Genomic DNA, 25,641 nt, shown 5'->3' with positions numbered 1-25,641 from the left:
ATAAAAATAGGGAAGCATATGCTTCCCTATTTTTTTCTAAAACCATGCTTAAGCTAAGGTGAGATAAGTATTTTCCCAAATCATCGGACTAAATTCACCTTGAACCAAATGGATATAACGCCCTGCGATATGATCTATCGGAATGCAATCATCGACATCCACCACACGATCGGTATGCGGCTTATGCCAGTGTTGTTCAATGAACTGTTTGCCCAACTGTTTTGCCGCCACTGCATCAGCTGCAACGACAAGATGATAGCTATGCAACTCACCAAATGCATTTGGCGTATAGCCGCCCAAATTAATCAAATACAGCTTTTTATCTGATGCTGATGGTGCCGCATCTGAAAACTGGATCTGATAATTCACACCTTGCGACCGCACACCTGAAATCTGCGCCCAGGCATCAATATGCAAACCTTTTAATTCACCAAACCAAGCCTGTTTCAGTTGCGGTGTAAGCTCAGACAAGCTATGACCAATTGCCATCACCACATCATGTACTTCGGTGTTTGCACGCGCATGACGGCCACCCAGCATCACCATAAACAGACTTGGCATCTTAAGACCTACATATCCACCATTTCCACGCCATCAATACGCGCAACCGTCATCAAGTCTTTATCGCCACGGCCTGAAACTGTCGCAATAATGATTTGATCCTTCGACATAGTCGGTGCAAGTTTAGTGACATAAGCCATCGCATGTGAACTTTCAAGTGCAGGGATAATACCTTCAATCTTGGTCAAATCACGGAAACCTTGTAAGGCCTCATCATCATTGATTGGCACATATTCCACACGGTTCATGTCTTTGAGGAAACTATGTTCCGGACCTACGCCTGGATAGTCCAGACCAGCAGAAATACTATGTGTTTCAATGATCTGCCCTTGCTCATCCGACATCAAATAAGTACGATTACCGTGTAATACCCCCACATGTCCTGCATTCAACGGCGCAGAATGTTTACCGGTTTCGATGCCATGACCTGCGGCTTCAACACCATACATTTTCACATCTTGATCATTCAGGAAGGGATAGAACAAGCCCATCGCATTTGAACCACCGCCGACACAAGCGACCAAAGCATCTGGCAAACGCCCTGCCTGTTCCTGGATTTGACGACGTGCTTCACGACCAATAATCGACTGGAAATCGCGAACAAGTTGCGGATATGGATGAGGACCAGCCACAGTACCAATTACATAATAAGTACTGTCAACATTGGTGACCCAGTCACGCATCGCCTCGTTCATGGCATCTTTCAAGGTTTTTGAACCGCTTTGTACCGGAACCACCGTCGCACCCAACAAACGCATACGATAGACATTCATGGCTTGACGTTTCACGTCTTCAGCACCCATGTACACGACACATTCCATACCCAGACGTGCTGCAATGGTTGCCGTCGCCACGCCATGCTGACCTGCACCGGTTTCCGCAATGATGCGTTTCTTACCCGACAACTTTGCCAATAATGCCTGACCAATGGTGTTATTGACCTTGTGCGAACCGGTATGATTCAAGTCTTCACGTTTCAGGTAAATTTGCGCACCGCCGAGGTGCTGAGACCATCGCTCGGCATAATACAGCGGACTCGGACGACCAACATAGAACGCAAGATCACGGTCAAACTCTGCTAAAAACTGTGCATCATTCTTCATACGACCATAAAGACTTTCGAGGTCTTCAAGTGCAGCCATCAGCGTTTCTGATACAAAACGTCCACCATGAATACCGAAATGCCCTTGCGCATCGGGAAACTGGGTGTAGTCAATCACTTGATTTTTTTGACTAAGGCTTTGCTGATCCACGTTGGACTCCTTGCATAAATTTTTCAATCAGTTGTTGGTCTTTTATACCTTTTGCGGACTCGACGCCTCCGCTGACATCCACAGCAAAAGCAGCTGTGGTATCAATAGCTTCACTGACATTTTCAGGGGTTAAGCCCCCGGCCAGGATGAGTGGAATATCGAGTTGGGGAAATTGCGTCCAGTCAAAACTGTGCCCTGTCCCACCTTTTAGCTCAGGATGCCAGGCATCTAATAACACTGCACTGGCGCCCGCTACTTGATAGCGCTGGATTTCAGCGGCCACATCCAGACCAGGTTTGACCTGAATGGCTTTATACCAGCGACGTTTGCATTGCGTTGCGATGAATTGGCATTGTTCTGGCGTTTCATCGCCATGTAGTTGTAATACATCCAGAGGAACCGAATCAAGCACCGTCTGGATTTCTTTAGCAGTTGCATTTACAAATAAGCCGACGAGCTGTACATAAGGCGGGACCTGCTTTGCCAATGCTTGCGCCTGCTCAATACTGACATGTCGCGGACTTGGCGGAAAAAAAACAAAGCCGATCGCATCTGCACCAGATTGTACAACGGCGTGAATATCTTGTATTCGGGTAATTCCACAAATCTTGGCGCGAGTTCGCATCTGGCTTTGGCGCATGAGCTGTCCAATTTAGTCTGAATATTTTTGAAGCTCTCGCATTGTAATGCAATTTGACTCACTTTGTGCAAAGTTCATTCTGAAATGCAATTGTTTAAGAAACGTTAACACTTTATACTTTGCGTAATCTTGCAACAAGTCTAAAGCAATTTCTTTTGCTTATAGGGAAGTTGGTGAAATTCCAATACTGCCCTCGCAACGGTAACACTGAATTACTCATCCCAGCTTAACGCCAAATCACTGCATCGGAACGATGTGGGAAGATGATGAGTACAATCATTGATTTGATGATTTATAGTGAAGTCCGGAGACCTGCTTGTTGTGTATTTCCACTTTATCATTCACGACGGGTGAATGTCTGGAGCGCGCATGTCTACTGTTTTTCAACCAACTCGTTTAGTTGGGGCTATCGCTATTGCGATGGGGTTTTCTTCACCTGCTTTTGCTCAAGATCAAGCCAGCGATAAAACTGCGACGCTAGATACGATTGTCGTGACAGCATCTCGTAGTGAACAGAAAATTGAAGATGTCCCTGCACGTATCAATGTAATTAATGAAAAGACAATTCAACAATCACCTCTTGCTGATTTAGGGCATCTTCTACAACGCGATGCTGGTTTACATATCCTTCAACAAGGAGGAATGGGCCAAAACTCCTCTTTATTTATTCGTGGGACAAACTCAAACCATAGTCTATTTTTAAAAGACGGCGCACGATTAAATACCGCACTAGATGGTGGTACAAGTATCCCTTATATCGATTTAAGCGATGTAAACCAAATTGAAATCCTAAAAGGACCTGCATCAGTCCAATATGGTACAGATGCGATTGGTGGAGTAATCAATGTAAGAACAGCGCCACCAAAACAACAAAAACTATTTTTAACCACTGAAGCTGGCGAGAATAAAACTTACAAGTCTATTGTAGGCGCAGACCTTGTTTCAGATAATGGATTGTATGCTCAAATTCGAGGACAACGCCAAGAAAGTGATGGTACAAACGTAACGAATAAGTCCAAGAAAAAAGCCAGCTATGATCAAAAAGGTTACAGTACCAAAATTGGCTATGAACAGGATCAATATGGCGCAAATGTGAGTATCAATGAAAATAAAGGTACCAACGTTTATTATGGCGGCTCACATGACTTCTTCAATCGACTAATTAATACTAATGCTTATTATCAAATTTTAGATAACTTAAAAATTAATGCTCACTATTCAAACTTTAAAGATGAACTCACAGGAAAAAGCTCAACCTATTATTTTGATACTGAGCGCAACGAAGGTGATATCAATCTTCAATGGAATTTTACTAAGAATCAAAATTTATTAGTAGGCGCTTCTATCAATAATGCTGATGTTAAAAGTCTAGCAATTAAAGGCGAAAAGCAAAGCTTAGACTCAACTGGTTACTATGTTCAACATCAATATAACGATCAAAATGGCCTCAGTACTCAAGCGGGTATCCGTATAGAAGATAATGATCAGTTTGGTACTAAAACCGTAGGGCAAATCGCTGGTCGCATTCAAATAGCACCACTAACCAGTGTCTATGCGAATATAGGGACTGCTTTTAAAGCTCCAACAGGAAATCAACTCTATTATTCATCTCAATTTAAGGATGAATACGGTACTTATATCACTGTAGGAAATCCCGATTTAAAACCAGAAGAAAGCCTGTCCTATGAAATTGGTATTGACCAAAAACTGGCGTATGGACTGTCAGCATATGCATCGGCTTACCATACAAAAGTTAAAAATCTGATCCAATACGTTTCAGATTATGATCCAGTGAATCAAATCTCGGCTGCAACATATAACAATGTGAATAAAGCAAAAATGTTTGGTGGTGAAGTAGGTTTGAAATGGAAACAAGATGATCTATTCTTAACAACCGAATATGGTTATGTAAAAACAGAAAATGAAGAAAGCGGATATGAATTAGTCCGTAGACCACGTCAAAGTTTAACCTTGACCGCAGGCCTAGAGAATGAACTTTATGGATTAAGCACGTCTTTAGTTGCTAAATCGCACTCAAAAATTTCAGAATCAAAAACGTCTAAATACACACCAGGCTATGCAACAGTAGATTTAAATGCTTACTGGAATGTTAGCTCAAATGTGAAATTGTTTACCAATATCGCAAATGTCGGTGATGTTAGATATAAAACCGCTAACTTTGGCGGAGATGAGTTTTACATCAACGGTGGTCGCTTAGCTTCTGCGGGTGTCACATTCCGTTATTAATCCTGCGCTAAAATAATAAAAACATTTTCTTAACTCCAGTTTCGGGGTAATGTTCTGACCGACATTATCCCCTTTTTATTTTCAGGATCAGAGAAACAGAACTATGGGACATCGTTTAAGTAAAATCTATACACGTACAGGCGACTCAGGCACCACCGGTCTGGGAGATGGCTCACGTGTTGCCAAAGATGATTTACGCATTGCTGCACTCGGTGATGTCGATGAACTCAATGCAACCATTGGTGTGCTTCGCGCACAAATCAGTGCCAGCCAGATTGAAACTAAAGCGCATTGGGATAAAAGCTTAAGCCTGATCCAACACTGGTTGTTCGATCTAGGTGGCGAAGTCTGTATTCCAAACTATCACCTGCTTCAACCGGTATGCATCGACTTTCTGGAAAAAGAAATTGACCACATGAATGAGTCTTTACCGATGTTAAAAGACTTCATTTTGCCATCAGGTACTTTGGCATGCAGCTATGCCCATCAAGCCCGTGCAGTTTGCCGTCGTGCAGAACGTGCGTTATTGTCAGTACATCATCGCGACCAGAATATTCAGGCGACTGCGCTACAATTATTGAATCGCTTATCCGACTGGTTATTTGTTGCCTCACGTGCTTTACAACGTGCCGAAGGTGGTAGCGAAGTGCTATGGCAAAAGAATATTAACGATAGTATCGATCAAGCATAATTTTTCAATCAAGGCAGAAACAAATGCGAATTATTGGTCATCGTGGTGCGCGTGGCGAGGCCCCTGAAAATACCTTAGGCGGCTTTCGTTATCTGCATGATTTAGGTATACGTGGTGTTGAATTTGATGTGCGCCAACTGAAAGATGATCAATTGGTCGTGATTCATGATGATGATTTTGTCCGCACTGCGGGCCGCTCACAACAGGTTGAAAGCTGCAATTTATTCGAAGCACAGCAATTCGATCATCGCCATCAATGGCAGGCATGGGCATTTGAAGAGTATACCCCTAGCCTTCCCCATGTTCTTGAGTGTCTCACTGACTTTGAACATATCGAAGTTGAAATTAAAGCCGTTGCAGATGATGCAGCAGCTGAACGCTTGGTCTATCAATTACATCAAGATTTAAAAGGTTTTGAGCAAAGCGCAACCATTACCAGTTTTGATGTCAAAATTTTAGCTGCCTTACAGCGCCATCAAAGTCATTTTAAGCGTGGATTACTGGTTGAAATTCCGATTGGAGAATATGCAATAGAACTAGCGCAGCAATATGGCTGCTGTCAGATTGGCTGGGGAGATGCCTTGGCGACAGATGAAATCATAGAACGGACCCAACAGGCCAATCTTGAGATTAGTGTCTGGACAGTGAATGAGGTTACACGTGCCAAGCACCTGCAGCAGTTGGGTATTCAAGGATTAATTACCGATGTTCCAACGACCATGTTGCAACATTTAAAATAATAAAAGGCGGAATAAATTCCGCCTTTTATTTTATTTCTTACGCTGGGCCTGAATCAAACGTTGTCCTTTTGCATCTAATAAATACAGGTTTGCACCATCCAGCTGGAAACGTTCAACCCGCTGAATCGCATCCATCAAATCTGCCTCTTGCGCCAAAGCGCGGTTACAGCTTTGATGCTGTGCCATCACATCAAAATCCAGTTTACGCTGGCTGAAATCATATTTATAACGACCATAAATATTGTTGCAGCCGGTATGCCCTGACACCATCTTGGAAACCGAGTTAAGCTGAAAACCGGGATACTGGTTAAAGAACAACGCGCGCTTGCCTTGGATAGTGGTAATTTGCCAATCCACATCCTGAACACCATCGGTACTTTTACGGACTTGCATGGCAGGTGGCTGTGTCACCCGTTTTGGCTGCAAGCTATGTTTTTGTGCGGGCTGCGGTTGGCTTTGGCAGGCTGCAAGCATGACAGCAGCAGAGAAGATTAAAGTTTTGTTAAAAAATGCCTTCAAAGAAAAAATGGGATTTTTCATGGTAATTTGCTCAGACATTGATTTATTTCACCTTTTAATTCATTGACCATATTTACAAATGAATTCTGTTACTGTTCTTCCGATACAACTGTACAATAATACTAGTGCTAATCGATTTGGGCATGCTAATATCAGTGATAAAATAGCAATATATCGTCATGATTGGTTTTGCTATCTCGTTTAGTTTTATTATCTTGTACAAACAAGGTTATTAGGAGCGCTGACGGATATGAATTCCGCCCCACTCAAAAAGGCACCCATTAACTGGACTGCTAGCATTACCTTAATTGGCACACCAATTCTTGCCGCTATTTTAATCCCTTTATATGCTTATTATTATGATTTTAGTGTAAGTGCTTGGGTGAGCATGATCTTCCTTTTGGCGCTGAGTAGCCTGGGCATTACAGCCGGTTATCATCGTCTTTGGGCGCATCGTGCTTATGAAGCGGCATTACCGCTGAAAATTTTATTGATGATTGGCGGTACCTTTGCTGTGCAGAACAGTATTTTGTTCTGGGCTTCAGGTCACCGCACCCATCACCGCCATGTCGATGATGTCGATCAAGACCCGTATTCAATTAAACGTGGTTTCTGGTACGCACACTTAGGCTGGATGATTCGCGACCACTCGCCATCTGAACCTGACTTTAAAAATTCCCCTGATTTGCTCAATGACAAACTGGTGATGTTCCAGCATAAATATTATGTGCCAATGGTCATCGCTGTTCATGTCGGTGTACTGGGCTTAATCGGATGGGCGACTGGCGACATCTGGGGCGTGATTTTACTGGGTGGTTTATTGCGTTTGATCATCAGCCACCATGTGACCTTCTTCATCAATTCGCTTTGCCACATGTGGGGCAAACGTCCTTATACCGATGAAAATACCGCACGTGACAACTTTGTCTTAGCTATTTTCACATGGGGCGAGGGTTATCATAACTACCATCACATCTTCCAGTACGACTACCGTAATGGCGTGAAATGGTGGCAATATGACCCAACCAAATGGTTAATCTGGACCAGCTCAAAGCTTGGTTTAGCGAAAAACTTACGTCGTATTCCAAGCTTTAATATCAAAAAAGCCGAACTTGCGATGAAGTTTAAATATGCGGAACGCGATCTTGCGATCTATGGGCATGATGTGAATACCGACATCGTGCAAATGAAGCAACGTATTGCTCAGGAATATGAAGCTTTCACCCATACTTTAAATGATTGGGCCAAGCTGAAAGAACAAGAACTTCAAGCGAAAAAAGCAGCCATGGCTGAAAAAATCCATCAAATGGATCATAAGCTGAAAGTTGATTTCCAGTTACTTGAACATCGTTTAAGTCATCACCGTGAATGTTTGGAAACCTTAATGCGTAACATCAAAAAAGCGCCTGTTTCTGAATAACAGCTTAGCAATTAAAAATGGTCTCAGATTGAGGCCATTTTTTATATCTGCTGTTTCACCCCTCTGTTTTACGCTTCCCTATTGCATCGGTTAATTTGTTATAGTCATAGGTCAGTCTTTCAAGATATTTCGCTTATGCAATTTAACCCTCGCTATGATTCTTTAAATCCGAAGCTTTATCATCAGCAACAACCCAGTCCGTTGCGTGGTGCCAAAGCAGGCCATTTCAATGAAGCCTTGGCAGATGAGTTGCAATGGAGCGAAGAAGATAAAGCCAACTGGGTGGAAATCTGTAGCGGTCAAAAAACCTTTGCCGAATTTCCCCCTCTCGCCATGGTCTATGCAGGACATCAATTTGGACAATGGGCAGGACAACTCGGTGATGGTCGGGGTTTGCTGATCGGACAAATCCTAAATAAACACGGCGAAACCATTGATCTACATCTCAAAGGTGCAGGTTCCACCCCCTACTCGCGCATGGGCGATGGCCGTGCTGTGCTGCGTTCGGTGATTCGTGAATATCTAGCGGGTCATGCATTGAATGCCCTTGGTGTCGCATCAAGTCATGCTGTCGGTTTTACCAGTTCAACTCAAGGCGTACAACGCGAAACCCTAGAGCTAGGGGCAATGTTATTGCGCACCTCCGAATGCCATATTCGCTTGGGTCATTTTGAATGGATCAATCAATATGCGCCTGAACTGTTGGCTGAATTCACGCAAAAATGTATCAAATGGCATTATCCAGAATGCCTTGAAGCTGAACATCCAATTCTGGCATTTGCTCAAGCCGTGATTGAACGAACTGCGATCATGATTGCCAAATGGCAACTGGTCGGTTTTGCGCATGGGGTGATGAATACCGACAATCTCAATATTACCGGTTCAACACTGGACTTTGGCCCTTACGGTTTTATGGAACGTTTCCGTCCAAACTGGATTAACAACCACTCCGATTATCAGGGGCGATACACCTATCAAAACCAGCCCAGTATTGGCCACTGGAATCTATGGACATGGCTGAACAATCTGATTCCTTTGGCATCAGCCGAAGATAAAGAACAGTTCAAACTGGATCTGGCAAGCTGCCTGGAAAAATTTGAACCCACCTTTTTACAACATTATGGTCAGGGCTTATGTCAAAAAATGGGATTACCGCATTTTCATAAAGACAGTCTGGATTGCAGCTTTGCCTTCTTGAGAATTTTGCAAACCGAACAACTGGATTACACTCAAAGCTTTATTCGCCTACAACAGCAAGATTATAAAGCTTTAAGAGATGACTGTATTCATGTGCAACAGTTTGATGATTTCCTGACACATTACCAGAATATCCGTCAACATCAGGACACAGATGAATTAGACCAGCAAATGCAACAGGTCAATCCACAATATGTTCTACGCAATCATATGGCCCAGAAAGCCATTGAACAGGCTGAACGTGGTGATTTTAGTGAGGTTGACCGTCTATTTAAGCTGCTGAATCAGCCCTATCAAAAACAGCCTGATCTAGAAACTAAAGCAGATACGGCCCCTTTACCAAGTGATGTACCAGAGATAATGGTGAGCTGTTCATCTTAATTTTGAGTCGTTATGATTCGCTTGGGTCGCGATTGCGGCTCAGGTGATCTATTTATTTTAAAAAGAAGAACATCATGAAAACTGGATTGATTGTTGGATCTGTGGTTTTAATTATTTTATTGGCACTGGCTTTTTATCAGTATGGCAAGTTCATCCCCACATTTGCAGCAACCCATACGCCACTTTCAGCTGAACAAATACAACAGCTTAAACAGAATAAACCCGTGACCTCAATTGAAGTCTTTAAGCGCCAACGTATTCTGCAATTAAAACATCAACAGGAAGTCATTCGCAGCTATCCGATACGTTTAGGCTTTGATCCGATCGGACATAAACAGTTTGAAGGTGATGGCAAAACGCCTGAGGGAACTTATTCTATTGATTGGCGCAATCCACAAAGTGCGTACTATAAGTCTTTGCACATCTCCTACCCCAATAAAACTGATACGACCTATGCCCAACAGCATAATCGATCTGCGGGTGGCGATGTCATGATCCATGGGACAGTACCGACACGTGCTACCTTATTTCCTGCCAGTGCACGCTATATGCCACGTAAAGACTGGACCTTAGGCTGTATTGCGGTGACCAACTCGGATATAGACGAAATATGGCAACTGGTTGCTGATCATACACCCATTATCATCCACCCCTAATGGAGGCAACGCTCAAACGAGCTTGCGGATAAAGGCGATGATCAAACCGGACAAGGCTTATTCAGGGGATAAGTTTTTAAGCTAGAAGTAATCTCGTTTCAGCAAACTAGCTCACCACAAGTGATTGTAAAGTAATGTAATCTTAGTTTGCACAGAATTCAGTGATGTTCCATTTAAAACCAGAAAAGCAGATAATTTCGACAAAATCTTTGCGAAACTATCCACATTTTCTGTGGATAACGCTGTGGTTATCCACAGGATAAAACTTTTTGCCGTGCTTTACCCATTATCGTCACAAAATTTCGTTCCCTTTCAGTTCCTCTATCCGAAGAAAAAGAGATGAGTTTATCTATAGAAACTGTTCCACATTTTCTTGGATATGAGCTGCGTTGTAGCAGCGCAAGGGGTAGCCACAGGATAAAAGTTTTTGTAGTAATCTACCCTTTATCCTTATCAAAACTCATCTCATATTAGCCCCTCTATCCTACGGAAAAGAGACAAGTATCTGTAGAAACTGTTCCACATTTTTAATTATGAGTCATTACAAACCACGTAATGCTGATTACTCATCTGGATATTCAAAACGATAACCGACACCATACACCGCTTGAATCCATTCATGACGATTGCCTGTATCCGCTGCCTCTGAAATCTTACGGCGCAGGTTTTTAATATGGCTGTCAATCACACGGTCTGCCACATCAAAGCTGTCTGGATTGATATGATCGAGCAACTGTGCACGTGAATAGACCTGTCCAAGATGTTCTAAAAACAGCTCCAGTAAACGGAATTCTGTTGGGGTTAAGGTCAATGCTTTTTGCTGATACCAGATGCGCTGTTGCGCTTTATCAATACGGAATAGATCATTTTGTTCCGGCTCGGCTTTACGCTCTAAACGGCGCAAAACAGCCTGAACACGGGCAACCAGTTCTTTGGGACTAAAAGGCTTACAGATATAGTCGTCTGCACCCATATTGAGACCCAAAACACGGTCAATTTCTTCAGTCCGTGCCGTCACCATAATGATCGGCAAATCAGACTGCTCACGTACTTTACGGCAGATGGTTAAACCGTCCATACGCGGCACCATCAAATCCAGAATCATCAAGCTTGGTTTACGTTGCTGGAACTGGGTATATGCATCTTGACCATCATGGAACATACTGACTTCAAAACCAGCAGCTTCTAAATAATCACGAACCAACTGTGCCAGTTCGACCTCATCTTCAACCAACATGATATGTTTCATGGTCTTCATCCTATCCATCATCCTCAACCAAAGAGGATCTAAAAGTTACGTATTTTGTTTCGGGAAAGTCAGTACACAACGTAATCCACCTAATGGTGAATGATCGAAAGTCAGTGAACCACCTAAAGCTTGTGCCAGTTTACATGATAAAGCCAAACCTAGCCCTGTACCGCCTGTACTGCGTGTACGTGAATCGTCGACACGGTAGAAACGCTCACCCAGACGGGCCAGCTGCTCATCATTGACCCCCAATGGACTGTCATCTACATACAATATCCATTGTTGCTCATCTTGTTGAGTATGAATCTGTATTTTTCCACCTTGTTCAGTATAGCGAACACAGTTCCCCAGCAAATTGACAATAATCTGTTTAAAACGATCACGATCTAACGAAAGTAAAGCACCCTCACCTGACAAGGTGACGTCCAGCTGATTTTGCTCAAAGGTTGATCTGAAGTTTTCGACTTCTTGCAGCACCACATCCCACGGATTGACTTCGGCAAAATAGCATTTCAACTGTTGTGCATCGGCCTGAGCCAGATCCGCCAGATCCTGAGTTAATTTCTTCAAACTGCTGACCTGACGCATCATCGCAGCAAGGTGTTCAGGTGTGGCTTTACGAATCCCGTCCTGCATCGCTTCGATTTGTGCCTGCAACACGGCCAATGGCGTTTTCAGCTCATGCGAAGTATCGGATACCCATTGACGGCGTGACTCTTCATGATGGTGCAAGATGTCTGCCAGATGATTGATCTGATTGGACAAATCACCTAACTCATCATTACGTCTGATCTTCACCTGATGCTGATAGTTACCACGCGTCAATTCTAAAGTGGCTTTTAACAGGCGTTGAATCGGCTTTTTAAAATAGGTCGCCATCAGCAGTGCCGCAATCAAACTAGACAATACCGTTAATGCATAGACCAAAAGTAGATAGCGTTTTTGATTACTAAAGAAGTTAATACTGGATGCATCATCCTGATCCAGCACTGGTTTTAGGCCCAGATAACCCACCACCCGTTCATCTACGACAATCGGACGGAACGAGATTTGATCGGTAGCCGGTTCACCGACAATAAACTGCTGATTTTCATCATATAAAGATAGGCGTGAACTCAGGCCTAAACGGTCAGGAATCGAGACAAAACGCTTTTTACCATGCTCGGCAGGCGCACTTAATTTATGCTCCTGTTTGTCATCTTTATCATCTTTCTTTAAACGGAACTGGCTTGGGCTGAGTGGAAAACGTAGTCCTTCAAAGGGTTGATATTCGGAGGGTAAATTTTGTTTGAGGATTTTGAGTTCTTCATCATTAAAGATCTGACGGTTTCTCATCTCAACATTATTTTGCGCCAAAGTCGGAGATAGACTCAATAAAGTATGGTCATTAAAATAACGTTGCTGCAAGGCAATGTCATACTGGCGACGTAACCACCATTGAGACAGCCGGTCGTAGTCGTCTGGCGCTGCGGTTCCCTCGATTTGCAAGATCTGCGCCTGAATGGCATTACCCCAGTCATGATAAACCGTATAAACATTGCCTAGGTTAGCAATCAGCCGATCCAATTTCTGCATCTCGACATCGGCTACATAGCGGGCAAAGTTCTTTTGCATGGTCCAATGTAAAACGCCCAGACTGATGGTCGCAATCAGCAAGGTAGTGAGTAATACCGTTAAAAACAGGCGTAAGGCTAAAGGGACACGACGAACATTCAAACGCTTAATCTCAATAGTGTTCTATTTATGGATTGTAACCAACATGGTTCAAAAAAACTCTCCATTGTTTCTTCATCTTTATTATCTAATCTTTAAGCATCAAATCACAACTGCTGACGCTGGATAAAACAATGAACAAGACAAAAATTGTATTGATGACCACCTTACTCGGTTCTGTTTTAGGTTTGGCTGCCTGTCAGTCGACCACGCCAGCGGAACAGTCAATGGATCGTGACCACCATCGTCACAATATGCAACGTGCACCACTTACCCCTGAACAGCGTGCTGAATGGCAAGCAAAACGTGAACAGCGTTCAGAACAACGCGAACAAATGCGTCAGCAACATCAGGCACAACGCGCCCAGATCGAACAGGCATGTCAGGGTAAACGTATCGGAGAACGCGTCAATGTGCAATGGAATAAACGTGTGATTGAAGGGACCTGTGAAGTTCGTTTTACCCCAGACCAATCACAATTCAAGCGTCAAGCGAATCCAACAACATAAACACCCTCTCCTCTCCGGCGCTTTCAAAGCGCCTTTTTTTATGCGTTAAATGATTGATTTTTCATTTACACAGCTGCTTACGATTTTAGCTGAACAGTTTCACTCAAATGCTGGAAAACCACTTACAATCTAAGCGCTTAAACAGGTTGAACCATAAACTTTGACTTAGCAGTCACTAAGAAATGACCTGCAAAAGCTTGTACCGAACTATAACTTGTTGCACGATTAGCGCTACAAAATGGTGCTCTTGGGCACATTTATCATTGACTAAGATTATAACTCTGGTTTAACCAGTATTGAGGAACCCGCTATGCCACAATACAAAGCACCCTTACGTGATATGCAGTTCGTATTGCACGAATTATTAAATGCTGAAGCACATTACGCAAAACTTCCTGCATTTCAAGACACAGTAAGCCGTGAATTGGTTGATCAATACTTAGAAGCAGCGGCTGATTTCTGCGAAAACGAACTTTCTCCTTTAAACCAGGTAGGTGACCGCGAAGGTTGTACTTGGAACGACGGTGTTGTTACAACTCCGACAGGCTTTAAAGAAGCGTATCAAAAATATATCGAACTTGGCTTCCCGTCTCTTTCTGCTGATGAAGAGTTCGGCGGTCAGGCATTACCAAACTCTTTAGGGATCGCAATCTCTGAAATGGTGGGTACTGCAAACTGGTCATGGGGCATGTACCCTGGTCTTTCTCATGGTGCTGTGCGTACTTTAGAACACCACGGTTCTGATGAGCAAAAAAATACTTACTTGCCAAACCTTGTTTCAGGTGTTTGGACAGGTACCATGTGCCTGACTGAATCTCATGCAGGTTCTGACTTAGGTATCATCCGTTCTAAAGCTGAACCAAATACGGATGGCAGCTATGCAATCTCTGGCGAGAAAATCTTTATCTCTGCTGGTGAACACGACATGGCTGAAAACATCATCCATATCGTACTTGCACGTTTACCGGGCGCGCCAAAAGGTACCAAAGGGATTTCTCTATTCATCGTACCGAAGTTCAATGTCAATGCTGACGGTTCTATCGGCGAGCGTAATGCAGTACGTTGTGGTTCAATCGAACACAAGATGGGTATCCATGGTAACGCGACTTGTGTGATTAACTTCGACCAAGCAAAAGGTTACTTGATTGGCCCTGAAAACCGTGGCTTAAACTGCATGTTCACCTTCATGAACACTGCGCGTATCGGTACTGCAGTTCAAGGTCTATCTGCATCTGAATCTTCTTTCCAAGGCGCTTTGGCGTATGCGAAAGACCGTTTAGCAATGCGTTCGCTTTCTGGTCCTAAAGCCCCTGAAAAAGAAGCTGATCCAATTATTGTTCACCCTGCTGTTCGCAACATGCTGTTAACGCAAAAGTCATTTGCTGAAGGTGGTCGTGCGCTAGTTTACTTATTGGCTCAATATGCAGACATCGTTGAAAAAGGCGAAACTGAAGAAGAGCGTAAGTTTGCTGACAACATCTTGTCTTTGTTAACGCCAATTGCAAAAGCATTCTTAACTGAAACTGGTTCTGAATCAGCGAAGCACGGTGTACAAGTCTTTGGTGGTCACGGCTTCATTTCTGAACACGGTATGGAGCAAATCGTACGTGATACACGTATCGCTTGCCTATACGAAGGAACAACCGAGATTCAAGCGCTTGACTTGTTAGGTCGTAAAGTATTGCAAACTCAAGGTGCAATGTTAAAAGACTTCACCAAGATCATCCATAAATTTGTTGAAGCAAACAAAGACAATGCGGCGATGCAAGAGTTCATTGCACCATTGGCTGCTGCAAACAAAGAATGGGGCGATATCACCATGCAAATTGGTATGCGTGCAATGCAAAATCCGGATGAAGTGGGTGCAGCTGCGGTGGATTACCTCTACTTCTCTGGCTATGTAACGCTTGCTTACTTATGGGCACGTATGGCACTTGTTGCTCAAGAGAAATTGGCTGAAGGTACCACTGATGTTGACTTCTACAATGCAAAAGTAACCACAGCTCGCTTCTACTTCAAGAAGATCCTGCCACGTGTTCGTTCGCATGTAGACGTACTTTCAACTGGCGTTGCGCCATTGTTTGAACTTGATGCGGATCACTTCGCTTTCTAAACATAGTTTAGAATGAGATGCAACGTTCATCACGGAAAAAGGACTGGTCAGTTTTGACCGTCCTTTTTTTGTTTAATCAATGCTAAATTTATACGATTCAATTCATTTGTTCGTTTTATTTGATCATTTTGCACATGACGCTGTGCGTAGAAAGGAACGATTATGCCAATTTACAATGCTCCTCTAGCAGACATGAAATTCATCTTGAATGATGTATTTAAAGCAGAACAATTTTGGCAGGCCAATGAAAACCTGGCTCATGTAGATGCTGCAACAGCTGAAGCAATTTTAGAAGAAATGGCAAAGTTTGCCCAAAACGTGACACATCCGTTAAACCGTACGGGTGATGAAGAAGGCGCACGTTGGGAAAATGGTGAAGTTTTCACACCCGCAGGTTTTAAAGAAGCATTCCGTCAATACGCTGAAGGCGGCTGGATCGGCTTAGGTGCAGACGAAGAATGGGGCGGTCAGGCCATGCCGAAAATGCTGACGGTACTGTCTGATGAAATGCTATTCGCCACCAACCCATCATTCATGCTCTACCCGCTTCTTTCAGTGGGTGCAGGGATGGCTTTAAACAGCTATGCATCACAAGAGCAAAAAGAAACGTACTTACCTAAAATCTATTCGGGTGAATGGTCAGGTACCATGTGCTTAACCGAGCCACATGCTGGTACAGATTTAGGCATTATCAAAACCAAAGCTGAACGCAATGAAGATGGGACCTATAACATTACCGGTACTAAAATCTTCATCACCGGTGGTGATAACGACCTCGCTGAAAACATCATTCATCTAGTCCTTGCGAAAACCCCTGATGCACCTGCAGGTTCACGTGGCATTTCGTTATTTATCGTACCGAAATTCTTGGTGAATGAAGATGGTTCTTTGGGCGAACGCAACCCTGTTGGTCCTGGTTCAATCGAACACAAGATGGGAATCAAGGCATCTGCAACTTGCGTGATGAACTTTGACGGCGCCAAAGGTTATTTAGTCGGTAAAGAAAACGAAGGCCTTGCTGCGATGTTCGTGATGATGAACTACGAACGTTTATCAATGGGTATCCAAGGTCTCGGTGCTTCTGAATTTGCTTATCAAAATGCTGCACAATACGCGACTGATCGTTTACAGGGTCGTAGTGCATCTGGCGTTCAATCTCCAAACAAACCAGCAGACAGCATTTTAGTGCATGGTGATGTACGTCGTATGTTGCTCAATGTACGTGCCAACAACGAAGCATCTCGTGCATTTGCGGTGTATGTGGGTCAACAGCTCGACATCACTAAATTCTCAACTGATGTTGAAGTAGTGAAGAAAGCCAACGATCGCGTTGCACTTTTGACACCAATCGCAAAAGCGTACCTCACGGACACTGCTTTCCAAGCGACGCTCGATGCGCAAATGGTCTTCGGTGGACATGGTTATATCCGTGAATGGGGCATGGAACAATGTATCCGTGATCTTCGTATTGCTCAAATTTACGAAGGGACCAACGGCGTTCAATCTCAAGATTTAATTGGTCGTAAAACCATTAAATGTGGTGGCGCATTCATCGCAGAATACATCACCGAGATCCGTGACTTTGCCAATGATCTAGATACAGATTTGAACTTCATTAAAGATGCAACTCTAGACGCTGCAACTGAAATTGAAGCGATCACCCAGTTCATCATTGAACAAGCAGCCGAAAATGCAGAGTTCCCGAACTCAGCTGCAGTTGATTATCTACATGCTGTTGGTTTACTCAGCTTTGCTTATATGTTCGCAAAAATTGCAGCAGCGGCAAAAGACAAATCTGGTGACTTCTACCAAAACAAAATTGCATTAGCGCAATACTTTGTCGATCGTATCTTGCCTGAACTCGATGCACGTTTAGCGAAAATCAAAGCAGGTTCAGACTTGATCATGAACTTCAGCGAAGATTACTTCACCAATCAAGCTTAAGTCGCATTCAATCATAAAAACTGCCTCAATCTAGGTTGAGGCAGTTTTTTTATGCCTATAATAAAATCAGCATAAAACTTGCATATCATTCCAATCATCATGTTGAGCATATAAACCGCCATGTCGAACTCCAAAGATAAACTTGAAGGCTTACCTCGTCTACTTGATCGCTTCGGTCATTACGCAGTTGAAGCCTTTCATTATTTAGCCCTGTTTATTATCGGCTGTATGATTGCATGGTCAGCCGTACATACCGTGATTGAAATTCTAACCGTAAAACAGTACGCCACCATTGATGATATCTTGCTGCTGTTTATCTATCTGGAACTAGGCGCCATGGTCGGGATTTATTTCAAGACTAATCATATGCCAGTGCGCTTTTTGATTTATGTTGCCATTACCGCACTCACCCGTTTGCTGATTGCCGATATTCAGCATAACCATAAAGCATCGATGGATTTGGTCATTACCACAGGTTCGATCCTGATTTTGGCAGTGGCGATTCTGGTGGTACGTTTTGCATCGTGGAACTACCCTTCCGTGATTCGTGGTAAAGATCAGGAACAACCCTTGCCTTCCAATAAAACACCTCGGCCACAAGATGATGAACTGGCATAAATTAAAAAAGCAGGCTGATTGCCTGCTTTTCTCATATGAGGGTTATGCCACCCGGAAAATGCGATATTTGGAATCCACCAGTACATATTTTCCTTGTACCTGCATCCAGTTATAGCCACGTGGTGGCTGATAAAGGCGGTGGTTACGATAGTTAGATACCACATAACGATGACTACGGAATTCTGACGGTAAACGCTCGCCACGTTTGAAATTGATGCGTTGACCATAATGATTGCCGCGATCGCCATTCGACCAGCGTGGTTGTTCACGGTGATCATAGCGGTGGTCATAACGATCATAGCGGTCTTTATGATCATGATTCCAACGGTTTGAATCTGCCATGGCTGAAGCAGAGACACCAAGCATCAATGTTGATACAAGCAATACGACGGTCTTTTTCATTGTGTGATCCTGAGTTTTTTGATCTAAAACCAGATTAAAAAAAACTCTAGGAGAAAGCATGAATAAAACCCACGACATTGCAAAGCTTTGTAATGAATAGCGAGAAATTATGGAGAATCCGCTCCATCCAAAATTAAAAAGCAGATGTCAGATCAGCGAATCATCTCAATGGTAAAGTTGTCATCCGTCACTAAAAGATAACGCCCATCGATCACCACCCAATGTCGACCACGTGGCGGTTCACGCAAAGAATAAGAATCCCAATCCTGCAGCACGTAACGCTCGCTACGGAACTCACCCGGTAGCTCATTTCCCACCACAAAAGACTCGCGGCGATAGCTACGCTCATATTGAGTGTCCGGATAATATTCGACACGAACACCCGGTCGATGATTCCGGTGAGGATAATCATTATTTTGATAGGGCTGATAATAATAGCCTTTCGGTGGCGCAGTCGGTGTCGCGCGCTGATTGGAGAATGCAAACGGGTCTTGTGCAGGCGGTTGATAGGCCGGCCTCTGCTGGTGATAGGAACGACGCTCGACTCCGCTATAACCACCCCAAGCATTATCAGCATGGCTCATCATAGGGAGATAGCTCAATATAGCTGCCAAGCCATAAATATAAGGTTGAAATTGCTTCATCGTGATCTCCCTAAAAGCAGAGTGTCTTTCTATTTTAGAATAAAAAACAAGCGTCACTGTTGTAATCATATTTTTTCAGATTAACTGTTCAATTTCATGGATAAAATGCAGCAAGCTGTAGCTTTGTGTAGATATGTTAGAATCAGTTTTTTGGTTTTGAGGCAACATCTGTGGCTGAAATGAATTTTGATCGTCTCTATCAATTTTTCTGTAAAGTGCCTAGCGTACAAGAATCCCGTATTGTGGCGCATGGTGCAGATGGTCAGCATGCCTGGTGGTTTAAATTCAATATTGATGTTGAACATGCCTTGGCATGGCAAACCGTGCAAGAACTTGGGCATGTCCTCAATTATTTATCCACCAATGAACGTTTACCGACCCAGTTTTTTCCCGTATCACCACCACCCTATATGAATGGTGAAGCCAAAGATTTTCTAGGCTGGGTGATCCAATGTAATCATCCGGAATTTAGCCCGGATGTGGTTTGTGACTGGCTAGAGGCGCGCTTACCGAACCCGGTCGATGATGAAAGCCAGTGGAAAATCAAAACCGATTTAAGTGAACTGGAGCAAATGGCCGATAAAGATCTGGATCAGTTGATTCCACCGAGTCCTTAATTTTTTATTGAGGATGTATCACTTTCAACACGCTGAATGCCAACTAAGCTTCTGAATTTAGCGTGTTGAACACTCATCCTGAATCAGGATAGGTCGTAACCTAAATATTCTTGCGGCGATTCAGAATAAGGTAAAATCAGATAATCATGTTTTAAAATGAGCGCTTTCAGTTGTTGCTGATGGGAGGTGTCTAAAGGATAAATCAACGCCAAATCCTGAATTAAATCTTCAATCTTTTCGGCTTTAAAATCTGCTGTTTTAATCCATCCTAATAACGCTGCTCCGAGGCCGATAAATTCAAAACCATAGGGCTGCATTTTCTGAATCAGCGCATAATTCTCAAAAGGATCAAAATCACAAGAAAAATAGCCATTCGGTAGCATCGCCAATTTCAATGCTTCTGTTTCAACAGCCGCCACTTTAACCATGATTTCAGTATGAGTAGAGATCAATAGATCTTGATTGAAATAAAGCAGTGCTTCTAAGTCATTTTCATCGTAATGCTGCATTTTTTCAGCCAGGCTTTCAAAACGCTGCTGCTGTGCGGGATCATTCAATTGCTGAAGATAACGCTGCAATTGTTTTGGAACACATACATTTTGATACGTTTGCTCCCATCGTGGATCATCGACTTCAATTCCCTTGAGGTCGTCACTAAAATCAACATACAGACGCTCATCCTCAACCGCATGCATCGAGGTGTATTCTGCCTGTGCTTGATCATCCAGAACCAGAAACACTTTTTTAGGATAGACTTCCTGTTTAAGGGAGCGATAGCATTCTAACAGTTCTGCCCAACTTTGAATTTCAACAATATCGGCATAATGATTGAATTGATGCACATCTAAATCAATCTGCTCATCCTGTCTGATATTCAGTTTAATCTTCGCCATTGTGTAGAACTCTATTTATGCTGAATTAAAAAGTGGATAACCCTGACCATTCCATAAAACGATAGATCCAGTATTTCACTTTGGATTCATCGGCATATTTTGCATAATCCACTGTAATTTGACGTGCATTGGCATTTGTCCATGCGGCATCAAAGTATTGCCCTGCATCTTTAAACACTGGCGCTTGTGCCGAACCGATCACACGCATATCGGTTTCAAGATTATAGTTTTTCAAGTTGCGTGCAGTCAGATTAGCAGAACCGAGAATGATTTCCGCTTGCTGGGCATTGTATTTCAGCAACATCTTGCTATGGCACTGTTCACCACGCGTATCGCACCAGCGAATTGGAATACCTGCAGCATGAAGTTCTGATGCGACTTGGCGATTCGGCATGCCATTCTTTTGACGACCAAATGCATCCTTATTCGGGTCGATCATGATCCGGATGTTGACACCACGTTGTTGCGCTTGCTTAAGTGCTTCAATAATATTGCGTTCCGACAAATAGAACATGGCCATGTCCAGATGTTCTTGGCTCTTGGCAGTCTCAATCATTTTCAAGATGCCATCATAAATGGCTTTTTCAGTCAGCACTTGCACCTGCGGCAAGGTTTTGTCTTCGCTCACACCGCCCATAATCACAAAGGGACTGGAACCCTTTGACATGTTGGCAACCGCTTGTTCAGTTTGTAAAACATCAATCGCGGTTGGTCCATCTACCACCAGTGCAACATTACTATGATGCGAACTACCATCGTGTGGATTGGCTGAGGTCACCAGACTTTTCCAGCCATCCACCGTATCAACCACCAAGGTTTTACGATGATTAGCCTTGAAGTTAAATAACTCCAGATAACTGCGCAAAGTAATCTTGTCTTTACCAAATGGACTACTTAACCAGCCGCCTTCAGGATTATTGCCCAGGTTTTGACAGCAGATATACCAGAATCCTGACCAGAGCGGATTAGACGCACGCAATGGTTTTAAATCGGTTTCGATCACATCCACACCCGCTTGACGTAATTGTAGATAATGTTTTGGTGTCATGCCGCCATACACCGAATTAATCGGATCGGTAATCACCACAACTTCTACATTTGGATGCAAGCGACGCTTCACGATCAGCGCATCAGTCAATTCTTGCATCAAAGGCAACTGTTTCACCTTAGAAGCGCCGACTTCCTGATTAAACAGGAACATATCCAGCACAATGGTGGTCTGAGCCTGATCAATTAAATGGAAGACTTCCTTGAAAATATGCTGATCCACCTGTTGCTGGCCTTGGGAATCGATATAGGTCTGATCGGCTAAAAATTTCACATTGGCATGACGCAATTGCCCGGTAAAATCCAGCCCTTTCGGGAGTGGTTTTACTGTGTGATAGACTGCCGAAGCAATGTACCCAATCGCAAAAATACTCAATATGACTGCCATGTAACGTCGACCTGACCAGTTTAATTTTCGATGGATTCGTTGGAAGATGCGCATATAAACAAAAAAAGCCCTAGCCTAATGGTTTAAGGCTAGAGCTTATGCTTTGATTTTTCAATAAGATTTAAGTGAAAAATTAGAAGTTAAAATTCACCCCAACAGTGAAGTTACGGCCCACTTGTGGAATCGTGGATAAGAACGATGCATGTTGATAAACCTGATCATCCAGCAAGTTATTGGCATTGAAATACACACGATAATCCCCGACATTGCTGTATTTACCTGAATATGCCACTCCCAGATTCAACATGTTATAGCCTTGGGTATCGGTTTCATACGCTGCAATCTTGTCTTGCTGGAACACATGGTAGTATTCAGCTGAACCGCTAAAGCCATCACCAAAGTCCGCATTCACTTTGGTGCCTAAGCGTCCAGCCGGCACACGCGGTGCATTTTCATTGTCGATCTTGCCACGAACATAATCCCCAAACACGCCGACTTTATACATGTCCGAGATCTGGTAACCCGCTTCCGCCTCTGCACCATAGAAACGTGCCTGATCCTGGGTATATTCCACTAAACGGAAATCTTTATAACGGTCTAGAGTTTGCGCATAGATATAGTCATCAAACCAGTTGTGATAGACATGCACATGGTAGTCAAACTTGTCATTGTCATAATGCAGCCCGAGTTCGACATTATTTGACTTTTCTTTACTTAAACCATCATTGCCCAGTTCATAGGTATTGGTGGCAAAATGTCCGCCATTGGCATATAACTCTTGCGCCAGCGGTAAGCGCTCCTGATGTGACGCAACCAAAGAAAGTTTATAGTCTGGTGCAAACTCCCAGTTGGCAGCACCCGAAACAGAAAAGGCTGAACCGTCAAAATCTTTTTTGCTTGAATCATCAATATCAATTTTCTGTTTTTCTGCACGAGCTGCCAGTTCAACATGAACATCATTAAATTGTGCATGCTCTAAGCCAAAGATACTCCACTTCTTGGTGGTATTCGGCGCCAAGAAGGCTTCTTCACCAGTAAGTTTCAGTTTTTGCTGACCATATTGTGTACCAATCACTCCTTCCCATGGGCCAATCGGATTGTGTACCAACTCTAAACGTCCATCATAGCCCTTGTTTTTAAAGCGAGTGGCGATGGTGTCTTCTTCAATTTCATCATGTTGATAATCGGTATAGCTGGCTTGCGCACGTAACTTTTTAAAGCCAGCAAATGGATCATTCAATTCTGTGCGCACATCATAACGCTCAGATTTCAGGTCAATCCACGGCCCGGTTTCATGGGCATGGTCGTGATCGCCATGTCCATGATCGTGATCGTCCTCGCCCTCTTCATGATCATGGTCACCACAGTGCAGATGCGGACGGCCACTCAGATGGGCTTTACAGCTTTCATATTCATGGCTATGCCCCGGCAAGCCATACTGATCCTGACGGTTGCTATAAGAAATTCCGGTAAAGCCGCGATCATAAATCCAGGATAAACCAACATTGACGGTTTCGCCTTTGGCAAAGGTATTGCCGACACGGCGCTCTTTCTCACCTTCATGGCGATAGTCAGGTGCGATATAGTCATTGGCTTCGCGTTTCAGCCCCTCGACCCGTAACGCCACCTGATCACCCAGACCAACCGTGACACCTGCAGTTGCCAGCTTTTCATCACTGCCTGTGTTGTAACGTAAACCAACATTCCCCTCGTAACCTTTTTCAGGCATTGCTGTTGGAATCTTGCTGTCATTGACATTGACCAGCCCGCCAACGGTTCCCGCGCCAAATAATAAGGTAGATGGACCACGAATCACTTCCACCTGCTTGGCCAGTGCCGGATCGACTGTTACCGCATGATCAGGGGACAAGGTCGAAACATCAATGTTTTCTGATGAATTTTGCAGCACCTTAACGCGCGGCCCATCTTGTCCACGAATGACAGGACGGCTTGAACCTGCACCAAACTGATTTGAATAAATGCCAGGCTCACTGCTTAGCGCTTCACCAATGGTCACAGCCTCCTGTTGTAAACGTTTTTCATCTACAACGGTATCTGCAACTGCAAAATCTTTTGAGGTTTGCTCAAGCGGATGTGCCTTAATACGTATGGTATCTAAGGTGGTCACCGGTTCATTTTCTGCTGCAAAGGCAGATACAGAAACAGCAGCTAAAATGGATAAGGTCAAAATATTGTGCGGAAATGACATACCGTGTCTCGAATCAGTTGATCGTTATTTTTTGTTATATTATAACATTTCATTTATTTTGCAATAAAAAACAGTCTGACCAAGCACATTTGTTACACTGCTTGTCCATGTTTGCAATCAATGGTTATTCCCCAACGATATGCCTTTTACTCTGTCACATGCTGTACTTGCTCCACCTTTATCCAAACTGAGCCAGGGACATTTACCTGTCGCCGCCTTGGCGATTGGTTGTATGACACCTGATCTTTATCGATTATTTACCCAAGAAAATACCCCTTTAACCCATCAATGGGCCGGTCTCTTATTTCCGAACCTGCCGCTTGGCCTATGTTTTTGTCTATTGTGGTATGTCATCTATCGGCCTGTGACTTATCGTTGTCTTGAGATTCAAGATCCTTTAAATATCAAGTCACTGGATGATTTTATTTCTTTCAGCTTTCTAAATTGCATTGCACTTATCATTGGAATCAGCACACATTTGATTTGGGATGGACTCACCCATCTTGATTTTCGAACATTTGCTTTTAAAGAAATTCTGGCCCATAACGTTTCATTTTTGGGCTTTAGTTATCCATTACATTTTGTCTTACAGATTGGCTCTTCAGTTATTGTCTTGCCGTTTTTGATAAAAATGTGCTGGGATTATTATAAAACGCATAAATATCATCATCCGGTTCCGTCCAGACTCAAAGGATTGGCGCTGACCGGTATTGTCCTTTCCATCTTATATGGGCTATTTTCAGTGTTTGACTATAACCGTCATATCAATACTGATCTTTGGAATACTGAACGTTATTTTTTTATTGGCAAATCGATTAATGAATTTACCCAAGCAGGCTTAACTGTCTTTACCATGGCTTGTCTATTATTCTTGTTTTTGGATCGGACTGGCCGTATGAAACCATTTTAACAAAAAGCGTCTGTTTAAAATTCGCTTGAAAACATTAAGACTTGAGACTATACGTTCAACAAGGCATAATCTCCCCTTCA

The 25,641-nt window shown here is 43.3% G+C and carries 23 protein-coding genes and 1 riboswitch; of the genes, 12 read left to right on the top strand and 11 right to left on the bottom strand.

Annotated elements, in window-relative coordinates:
- Positions 1–48: 48 nt before the first annotated feature.
- Genes IEV39_RS12855 through IEV39_RS12845 form a run of 3 tightly spaced genes read right to left on the bottom strand, consistent with a single transcriptional unit; the run spans position 49 to position 2,454 of the window.
- Positions 49–561, bottom strand: a complete 513-nt coding sequence (locus IEV39_RS12855; RefSeq protein ID WP_005288959.1) for a DUF1543 domain-containing protein — start codon at positions 559–561, stop codon at positions 49–51.
- Positions 562–569: 8 nt separating this feature from the next.
- A complete protein-coding gene (trpB, locus tag IEV39_RS12850) occupies positions 570–1,814 on the bottom strand; it encodes a tryptophan synthase subunit beta (RefSeq protein ID WP_005288962.1) in 1,245 nt (414 codons plus the stop codon).
- Entirely contained in the window at positions 1,795–2,454 is a 660-nt protein-coding gene (locus tag IEV39_RS12845) for a phosphoribosylanthranilate isomerase (RefSeq protein WP_005288965.1), read from the bottom strand. Before IEV39_RS12845 ends, trpB begins: the two co-directional genes overlap by 20 nt.
- 119 nt (positions 2,455–2,573) lie before the next feature.
- A riboswitch (cobalamin riboswitch) is annotated at positions 2,574–2,788 on the top strand.
- 35 nt (positions 2,789–2,823) lie between these two features.
- Between IEV39_RS12845 and IEV39_RS12840 the strand changes: the two genes are divergently transcribed.
- From IEV39_RS12840 to IEV39_RS12830, 3 genes are all read left to right on the top strand, one after another.
- Entirely contained in the window at positions 2,824–4,701 is a 1,878-nt protein-coding gene (locus IEV39_RS12840; RefSeq protein WP_005288968.1) for a TonB-dependent receptor plug domain-containing protein, read from the top strand.
- A gap of 103 nt (positions 4,702–4,804) precedes the next feature.
- Positions 4,805–5,392 (top strand): cob(I)yrinic acid a,c-diamide adenosyltransferase, encoded by a 588-nt coding sequence (locus IEV39_RS12835; RefSeq protein WP_005288971.1) that lies wholly within the window; start codon positions 4,805–4,807, stop codon positions 5,390–5,392.
- A 23-nt stretch (positions 5,393–5,415) separates the two neighbouring features.
- Entirely contained in the window at positions 5,416–6,132 is a 717-nt protein-coding gene (locus IEV39_RS12830) for a glycerophosphodiester phosphodiesterase (RefSeq protein ID WP_005288973.1), read from the top strand.
- Between the two features lie 30 nt (positions 6,133–6,162).
- On the opposite strand, the gene IEV39_RS12825 is transcribed toward IEV39_RS12830, so the two are convergent.
- Positions 6,163–6,690 carry an META domain-containing protein gene (locus IEV39_RS12825; protein ID WP_005288976.1) on the bottom strand — a complete coding sequence of 176 codons (528 nt, stop codon included), beginning with the start codon at positions 6,688–6,690 and terminating at the stop codon, positions 6,163–6,165.
- Between the two features lie 211 nt (positions 6,691–6,901).
- On the opposite strand from IEV39_RS12825, the gene IEV39_RS12820 reads away from it, so the two are divergent.
- From IEV39_RS12820 to IEV39_RS12810, 3 genes are all read left to right on the top strand, one after another.
- Complete coding sequence (locus IEV39_RS12820) at positions 6,902–8,071, top strand: acyl-CoA desaturase (RefSeq protein ID WP_005288978.1); 1,170 nt, start codon at positions 6,902–6,904, stop codon at positions 8,069–8,071.
- Positions 8,072–8,206: 135 nt separating this feature from the next.
- Positions 8,207–9,649: a protein adenylyltransferase SelO gene (locus IEV39_RS12815; RefSeq protein WP_005288981.1), complete on the top strand. Its 1,443-nt coding sequence runs from the start codon at positions 8,207–8,209 to the stop codon at positions 9,647–9,649.
- Positions 9,650–9,723: 74 nt separating this feature from the next.
- A complete protein-coding gene (locus tag IEV39_RS12810) occupies positions 9,724–10,305 on the top strand; it encodes a L,D-transpeptidase family protein (protein ID WP_005288983.1) in 582 nt (193 codons plus the stop codon).
- Positions 10,306–10,867: 562 nt separating this feature from the next.
- Here the strand turns inward: IEV39_RS12810 and IEV39_RS12805 are convergent.
- Together IEV39_RS12805 and baeS are read right to left on the bottom strand one after the other, a co-directional pair.
- Positions 10,868–11,554, bottom strand: coding sequence for a response regulator (locus tag IEV39_RS12805; protein ID WP_004652437.1), 687 nt, complete (start codon positions 11,552–11,554; stop codon positions 10,868–10,870).
- A gap of 45 nt (positions 11,555–11,599) precedes the next feature.
- On the bottom strand, positions 11,600–13,270 hold the full coding sequence (gene baeS / locus IEV39_RS12800; RefSeq protein ID WP_005288986.1) for a sensor histidine kinase efflux regulator BaeS: 1,671 nt from the start codon (positions 13,268–13,270) through the stop codon (positions 11,600–11,602).
- A 131-nt stretch (positions 13,271–13,401) separates the two neighbouring features.
- Here baeS and IEV39_RS12795 point away from each other — a divergent pair, with 131 nt between their 5' ends.
- The 4 genes from IEV39_RS12795 to IEV39_RS12780 all read left to right on the top strand — a co-directional run bounded on the left by IEV39_RS12795 (position 13,402) and on the right by IEV39_RS12780 (position 18,451).
- The gene (locus IEV39_RS12795; RefSeq protein WP_005288989.1) at positions 13,402–13,776 is read left to right on the top strand and encodes a hypothetical protein; all 375 of its coding nucleotides are present in this window, start codon (positions 13,402–13,404) and stop codon (positions 13,774–13,776) included.
- 310 nt (positions 13,777–14,086) lie between these two features.
- Positions 14,087–15,889, top strand: coding sequence for an acyl-CoA dehydrogenase C-terminal domain-containing protein (locus tag IEV39_RS12790; protein WP_005288992.1), 1,803 nt, complete (start codon positions 14,087–14,089; stop codon positions 15,887–15,889).
- A gap of 162 nt (positions 15,890–16,051) precedes the next feature.
- Entirely contained in the window at positions 16,052–17,833 is a 1,782-nt protein-coding gene (locus tag IEV39_RS12785; RefSeq protein ID WP_005288995.1) for an acyl-CoA dehydrogenase C-terminal domain-containing protein, read from the top strand.
- 120 nt (positions 17,834–17,953) lie between these two features.
- Complete coding sequence (locus tag IEV39_RS12780; RefSeq protein WP_005226874.1) at positions 17,954–18,451, top strand: phosphate-starvation-inducible protein PsiE; 498 nt, start codon at positions 17,954–17,956, stop codon at positions 18,449–18,451.
- A 42-nt stretch (positions 18,452–18,493) separates the two neighbouring features.
- Here the strand turns inward: IEV39_RS12780 and IEV39_RS12775 are convergent, their stop codons facing one another.
- Positions 18,494–18,853 (bottom strand): RcnB family protein, encoded by a 360-nt coding sequence (locus tag IEV39_RS12775; protein ID WP_005226872.1) that lies wholly within the window; start codon positions 18,851–18,853, stop codon positions 18,494–18,496.
- Between the two features lie 152 nt (positions 18,854–19,005).
- Entirely contained in the window at positions 19,006–19,497 is a 492-nt protein-coding gene (locus IEV39_RS12770) for an RcnB family protein (protein WP_005289000.1), read from the bottom strand.
- 179 nt (positions 19,498–19,676) lie between these two features.
- Between IEV39_RS12770 and IEV39_RS12765 the strand changes: the two genes are divergently transcribed.
- Positions 19,677–20,114, top strand: a complete 438-nt coding sequence (locus tag IEV39_RS12765) for a hypothetical protein (protein WP_032870209.1) — start codon at positions 19,677–19,679, stop codon at positions 20,112–20,114.
- A gap of 83 nt (positions 20,115–20,197) precedes the next feature.
- On the opposite strand, the gene IEV39_RS12760 is transcribed toward IEV39_RS12765, so the two are convergent.
- The 3 genes from IEV39_RS12760 to znuD all read right to left on the bottom strand — a co-directional run bounded on the left by IEV39_RS12760 (position 20,198) and on the right by znuD (position 24,651).
- A complete protein-coding gene (locus IEV39_RS12760) occupies positions 20,198–21,007 on the bottom strand; it encodes a hypothetical protein (protein ID WP_005289006.1) in 810 nt (269 codons plus the stop codon).
- A gap of 25 nt (positions 21,008–21,032) precedes the next feature.
- Positions 21,033–22,496, bottom strand: a complete 1,464-nt coding sequence (locus IEV39_RS12755) for a phospholipase D family protein (RefSeq protein WP_126687660.1) — start codon at positions 22,494–22,496, stop codon at positions 21,033–21,035.
- Between the two features lie 79 nt (positions 22,497–22,575).
- Positions 22,576–24,651 (bottom strand): zinc piracy TonB-dependent receptor ZnuD, encoded by a 2,076-nt coding sequence (gene znuD, locus IEV39_RS12750; RefSeq protein WP_005289011.1) that lies wholly within the window; start codon positions 24,649–24,651, stop codon positions 22,576–22,578.
- A 139-nt stretch (positions 24,652–24,790) separates the two neighbouring features.
- On the opposite strand from znuD, the gene IEV39_RS12745 reads away from it, so the two are divergent.
- Entirely contained in the window at positions 24,791–25,561 is a 771-nt protein-coding gene (locus tag IEV39_RS12745; RefSeq protein WP_005289012.1) for a DUF4184 family protein, read from the top strand.
- Positions 25,562–25,641 lie beyond the last annotated feature (80 nt).

Origin of the sequence: Acinetobacter courvalinii, from assembly GCF_014635545.1 — a bacterium.
Lineage (GTDB): Bacteria > Pseudomonadota > Gammaproteobacteria > Pseudomonadales > Moraxellaceae > Acinetobacter > Acinetobacter courvalinii.
The sequence above is the reverse complement of the archived record's forward strand: the minus strand, read 5'-3'. Positions and strand labels throughout refer to the sequence as shown.

What these genes read in the sequence shown, in the direction of transcription:
- IEV39_RS12745 (WP_005289012.1), top strand. Translation starts at nt 24,791, where the DNA reads ATGCCTTTTACTCTGTCACATGCTGTACTTGCTCCACCTTTATCCAAA.
- znuD (WP_005289011.1), bottom strand. Translation starts at nt 24,651, where the DNA reads ATGTCATTTCCGCACAATATTTTGACCTTATCCATTTTAGCTGCTGTT.
- IEV39_RS12845 (WP_005288965.1), bottom strand. Translation starts at nt 2,454, where the DNA reads ATGCGCCAAAGCCAGATGCGAACTCGCGCCAAGATTTGTGGAATTACC.
- IEV39_RS12820 (WP_005288978.1), top strand. Translation starts at nt 6,902, where the DNA reads ATGAATTCCGCCCCACTCAAAAAGGCACCCATTAACTGGACTGCTAGC.
- IEV39_RS12790 (WP_005288992.1), top strand. Translation starts at nt 14,087, where the DNA reads ATGCCACAATACAAAGCACCCTTACGTGATATGCAGTTCGTATTGCAC.
- IEV39_RS12765 (WP_032870209.1), top strand. Translation starts at nt 19,677, where the DNA reads ATGAATTTTGATCGTCTCTATCAATTTTTCTGTAAAGTGCCTAGCGTA.
- IEV39_RS12815 (WP_005288981.1), top strand. Translation starts at nt 8,207, where the DNA reads ATGCAATTTAACCCTCGCTATGATTCTTTAAATCCGAAGCTTTATCAT.
- IEV39_RS12810 (WP_005288983.1), top strand. Translation starts at nt 9,724, where the DNA reads ATGAAAACTGGATTGATTGTTGGATCTGTGGTTTTAATTATTTTATTG.
- IEV39_RS12835 (WP_005288971.1), top strand. Translation starts at nt 4,805, where the DNA reads ATGGGACATCGTTTAAGTAAAATCTATACACGTACAGGCGACTCAGGC.
- IEV39_RS12795 (WP_005288989.1), top strand. Translation starts at nt 13,402, where the DNA reads ATGAACAAGACAAAAATTGTATTGATGACCACCTTACTCGGTTCTGTT.
- IEV39_RS12780 (WP_005226874.1), top strand. Translation starts at nt 17,954, where the DNA reads ATGTCGAACTCCAAAGATAAACTTGAAGGCTTACCTCGTCTACTTGAT.
- IEV39_RS12770 (WP_005289000.1), bottom strand. Translation starts at nt 19,497, where the DNA reads ATGAAGCAATTTCAACCTTATATTTATGGCTTGGCAGCTATATTGAGC.
- IEV39_RS12830 (WP_005288973.1), top strand. Translation starts at nt 5,416, where the DNA reads ATGCGAATTATTGGTCATCGTGGTGCGCGTGGCGAGGCCCCTGAAAAT.
- IEV39_RS12825 (WP_005288976.1), bottom strand. Translation starts at nt 6,690, where the DNA reads ATGTCTGAGCAAATTACCATGAAAAATCCCATTTTTTCTTTGAAGGCA.
- IEV39_RS12805 (WP_004652437.1), bottom strand. Translation starts at nt 11,554, where the DNA reads ATGAAACATATCATGTTGGTTGAAGATGAGGTCGAACTGGCACAGTTG.
- IEV39_RS12775 (WP_005226872.1), bottom strand. Translation starts at nt 18,853, where the DNA reads ATGAAAAAGACCGTCGTATTGCTTGTATCAACATTGATGCTTGGTGTC.
- IEV39_RS12755 (WP_126687660.1), bottom strand. Translation starts at nt 22,496, where the DNA reads ATGCGCATCTTCCAACGAATCCATCGAAAATTAAACTGGTCAGGTCGA.
- IEV39_RS12840 (WP_005288968.1), top strand. Translation starts at nt 2,824, where the DNA reads ATGTCTACTGTTTTTCAACCAACTCGTTTAGTTGGGGCTATCGCTATT.
- IEV39_RS12760 (WP_005289006.1), bottom strand. Translation starts at nt 21,007, where the DNA reads ATGGCGAAGATTAAACTGAATATCAGACAGGATGAGCAGATTGATTTA.
- IEV39_RS12785 (WP_005288995.1), top strand. Translation starts at nt 16,052, where the DNA reads ATGCCAATTTACAATGCTCCTCTAGCAGACATGAAATTCATCTTGAAT.
- IEV39_RS12855 (WP_005288959.1), bottom strand. Translation starts at nt 561, where the DNA reads ATGCCAAGTCTGTTTATGGTGATGCTGGGTGGCCGTCATGCGCGTGCA.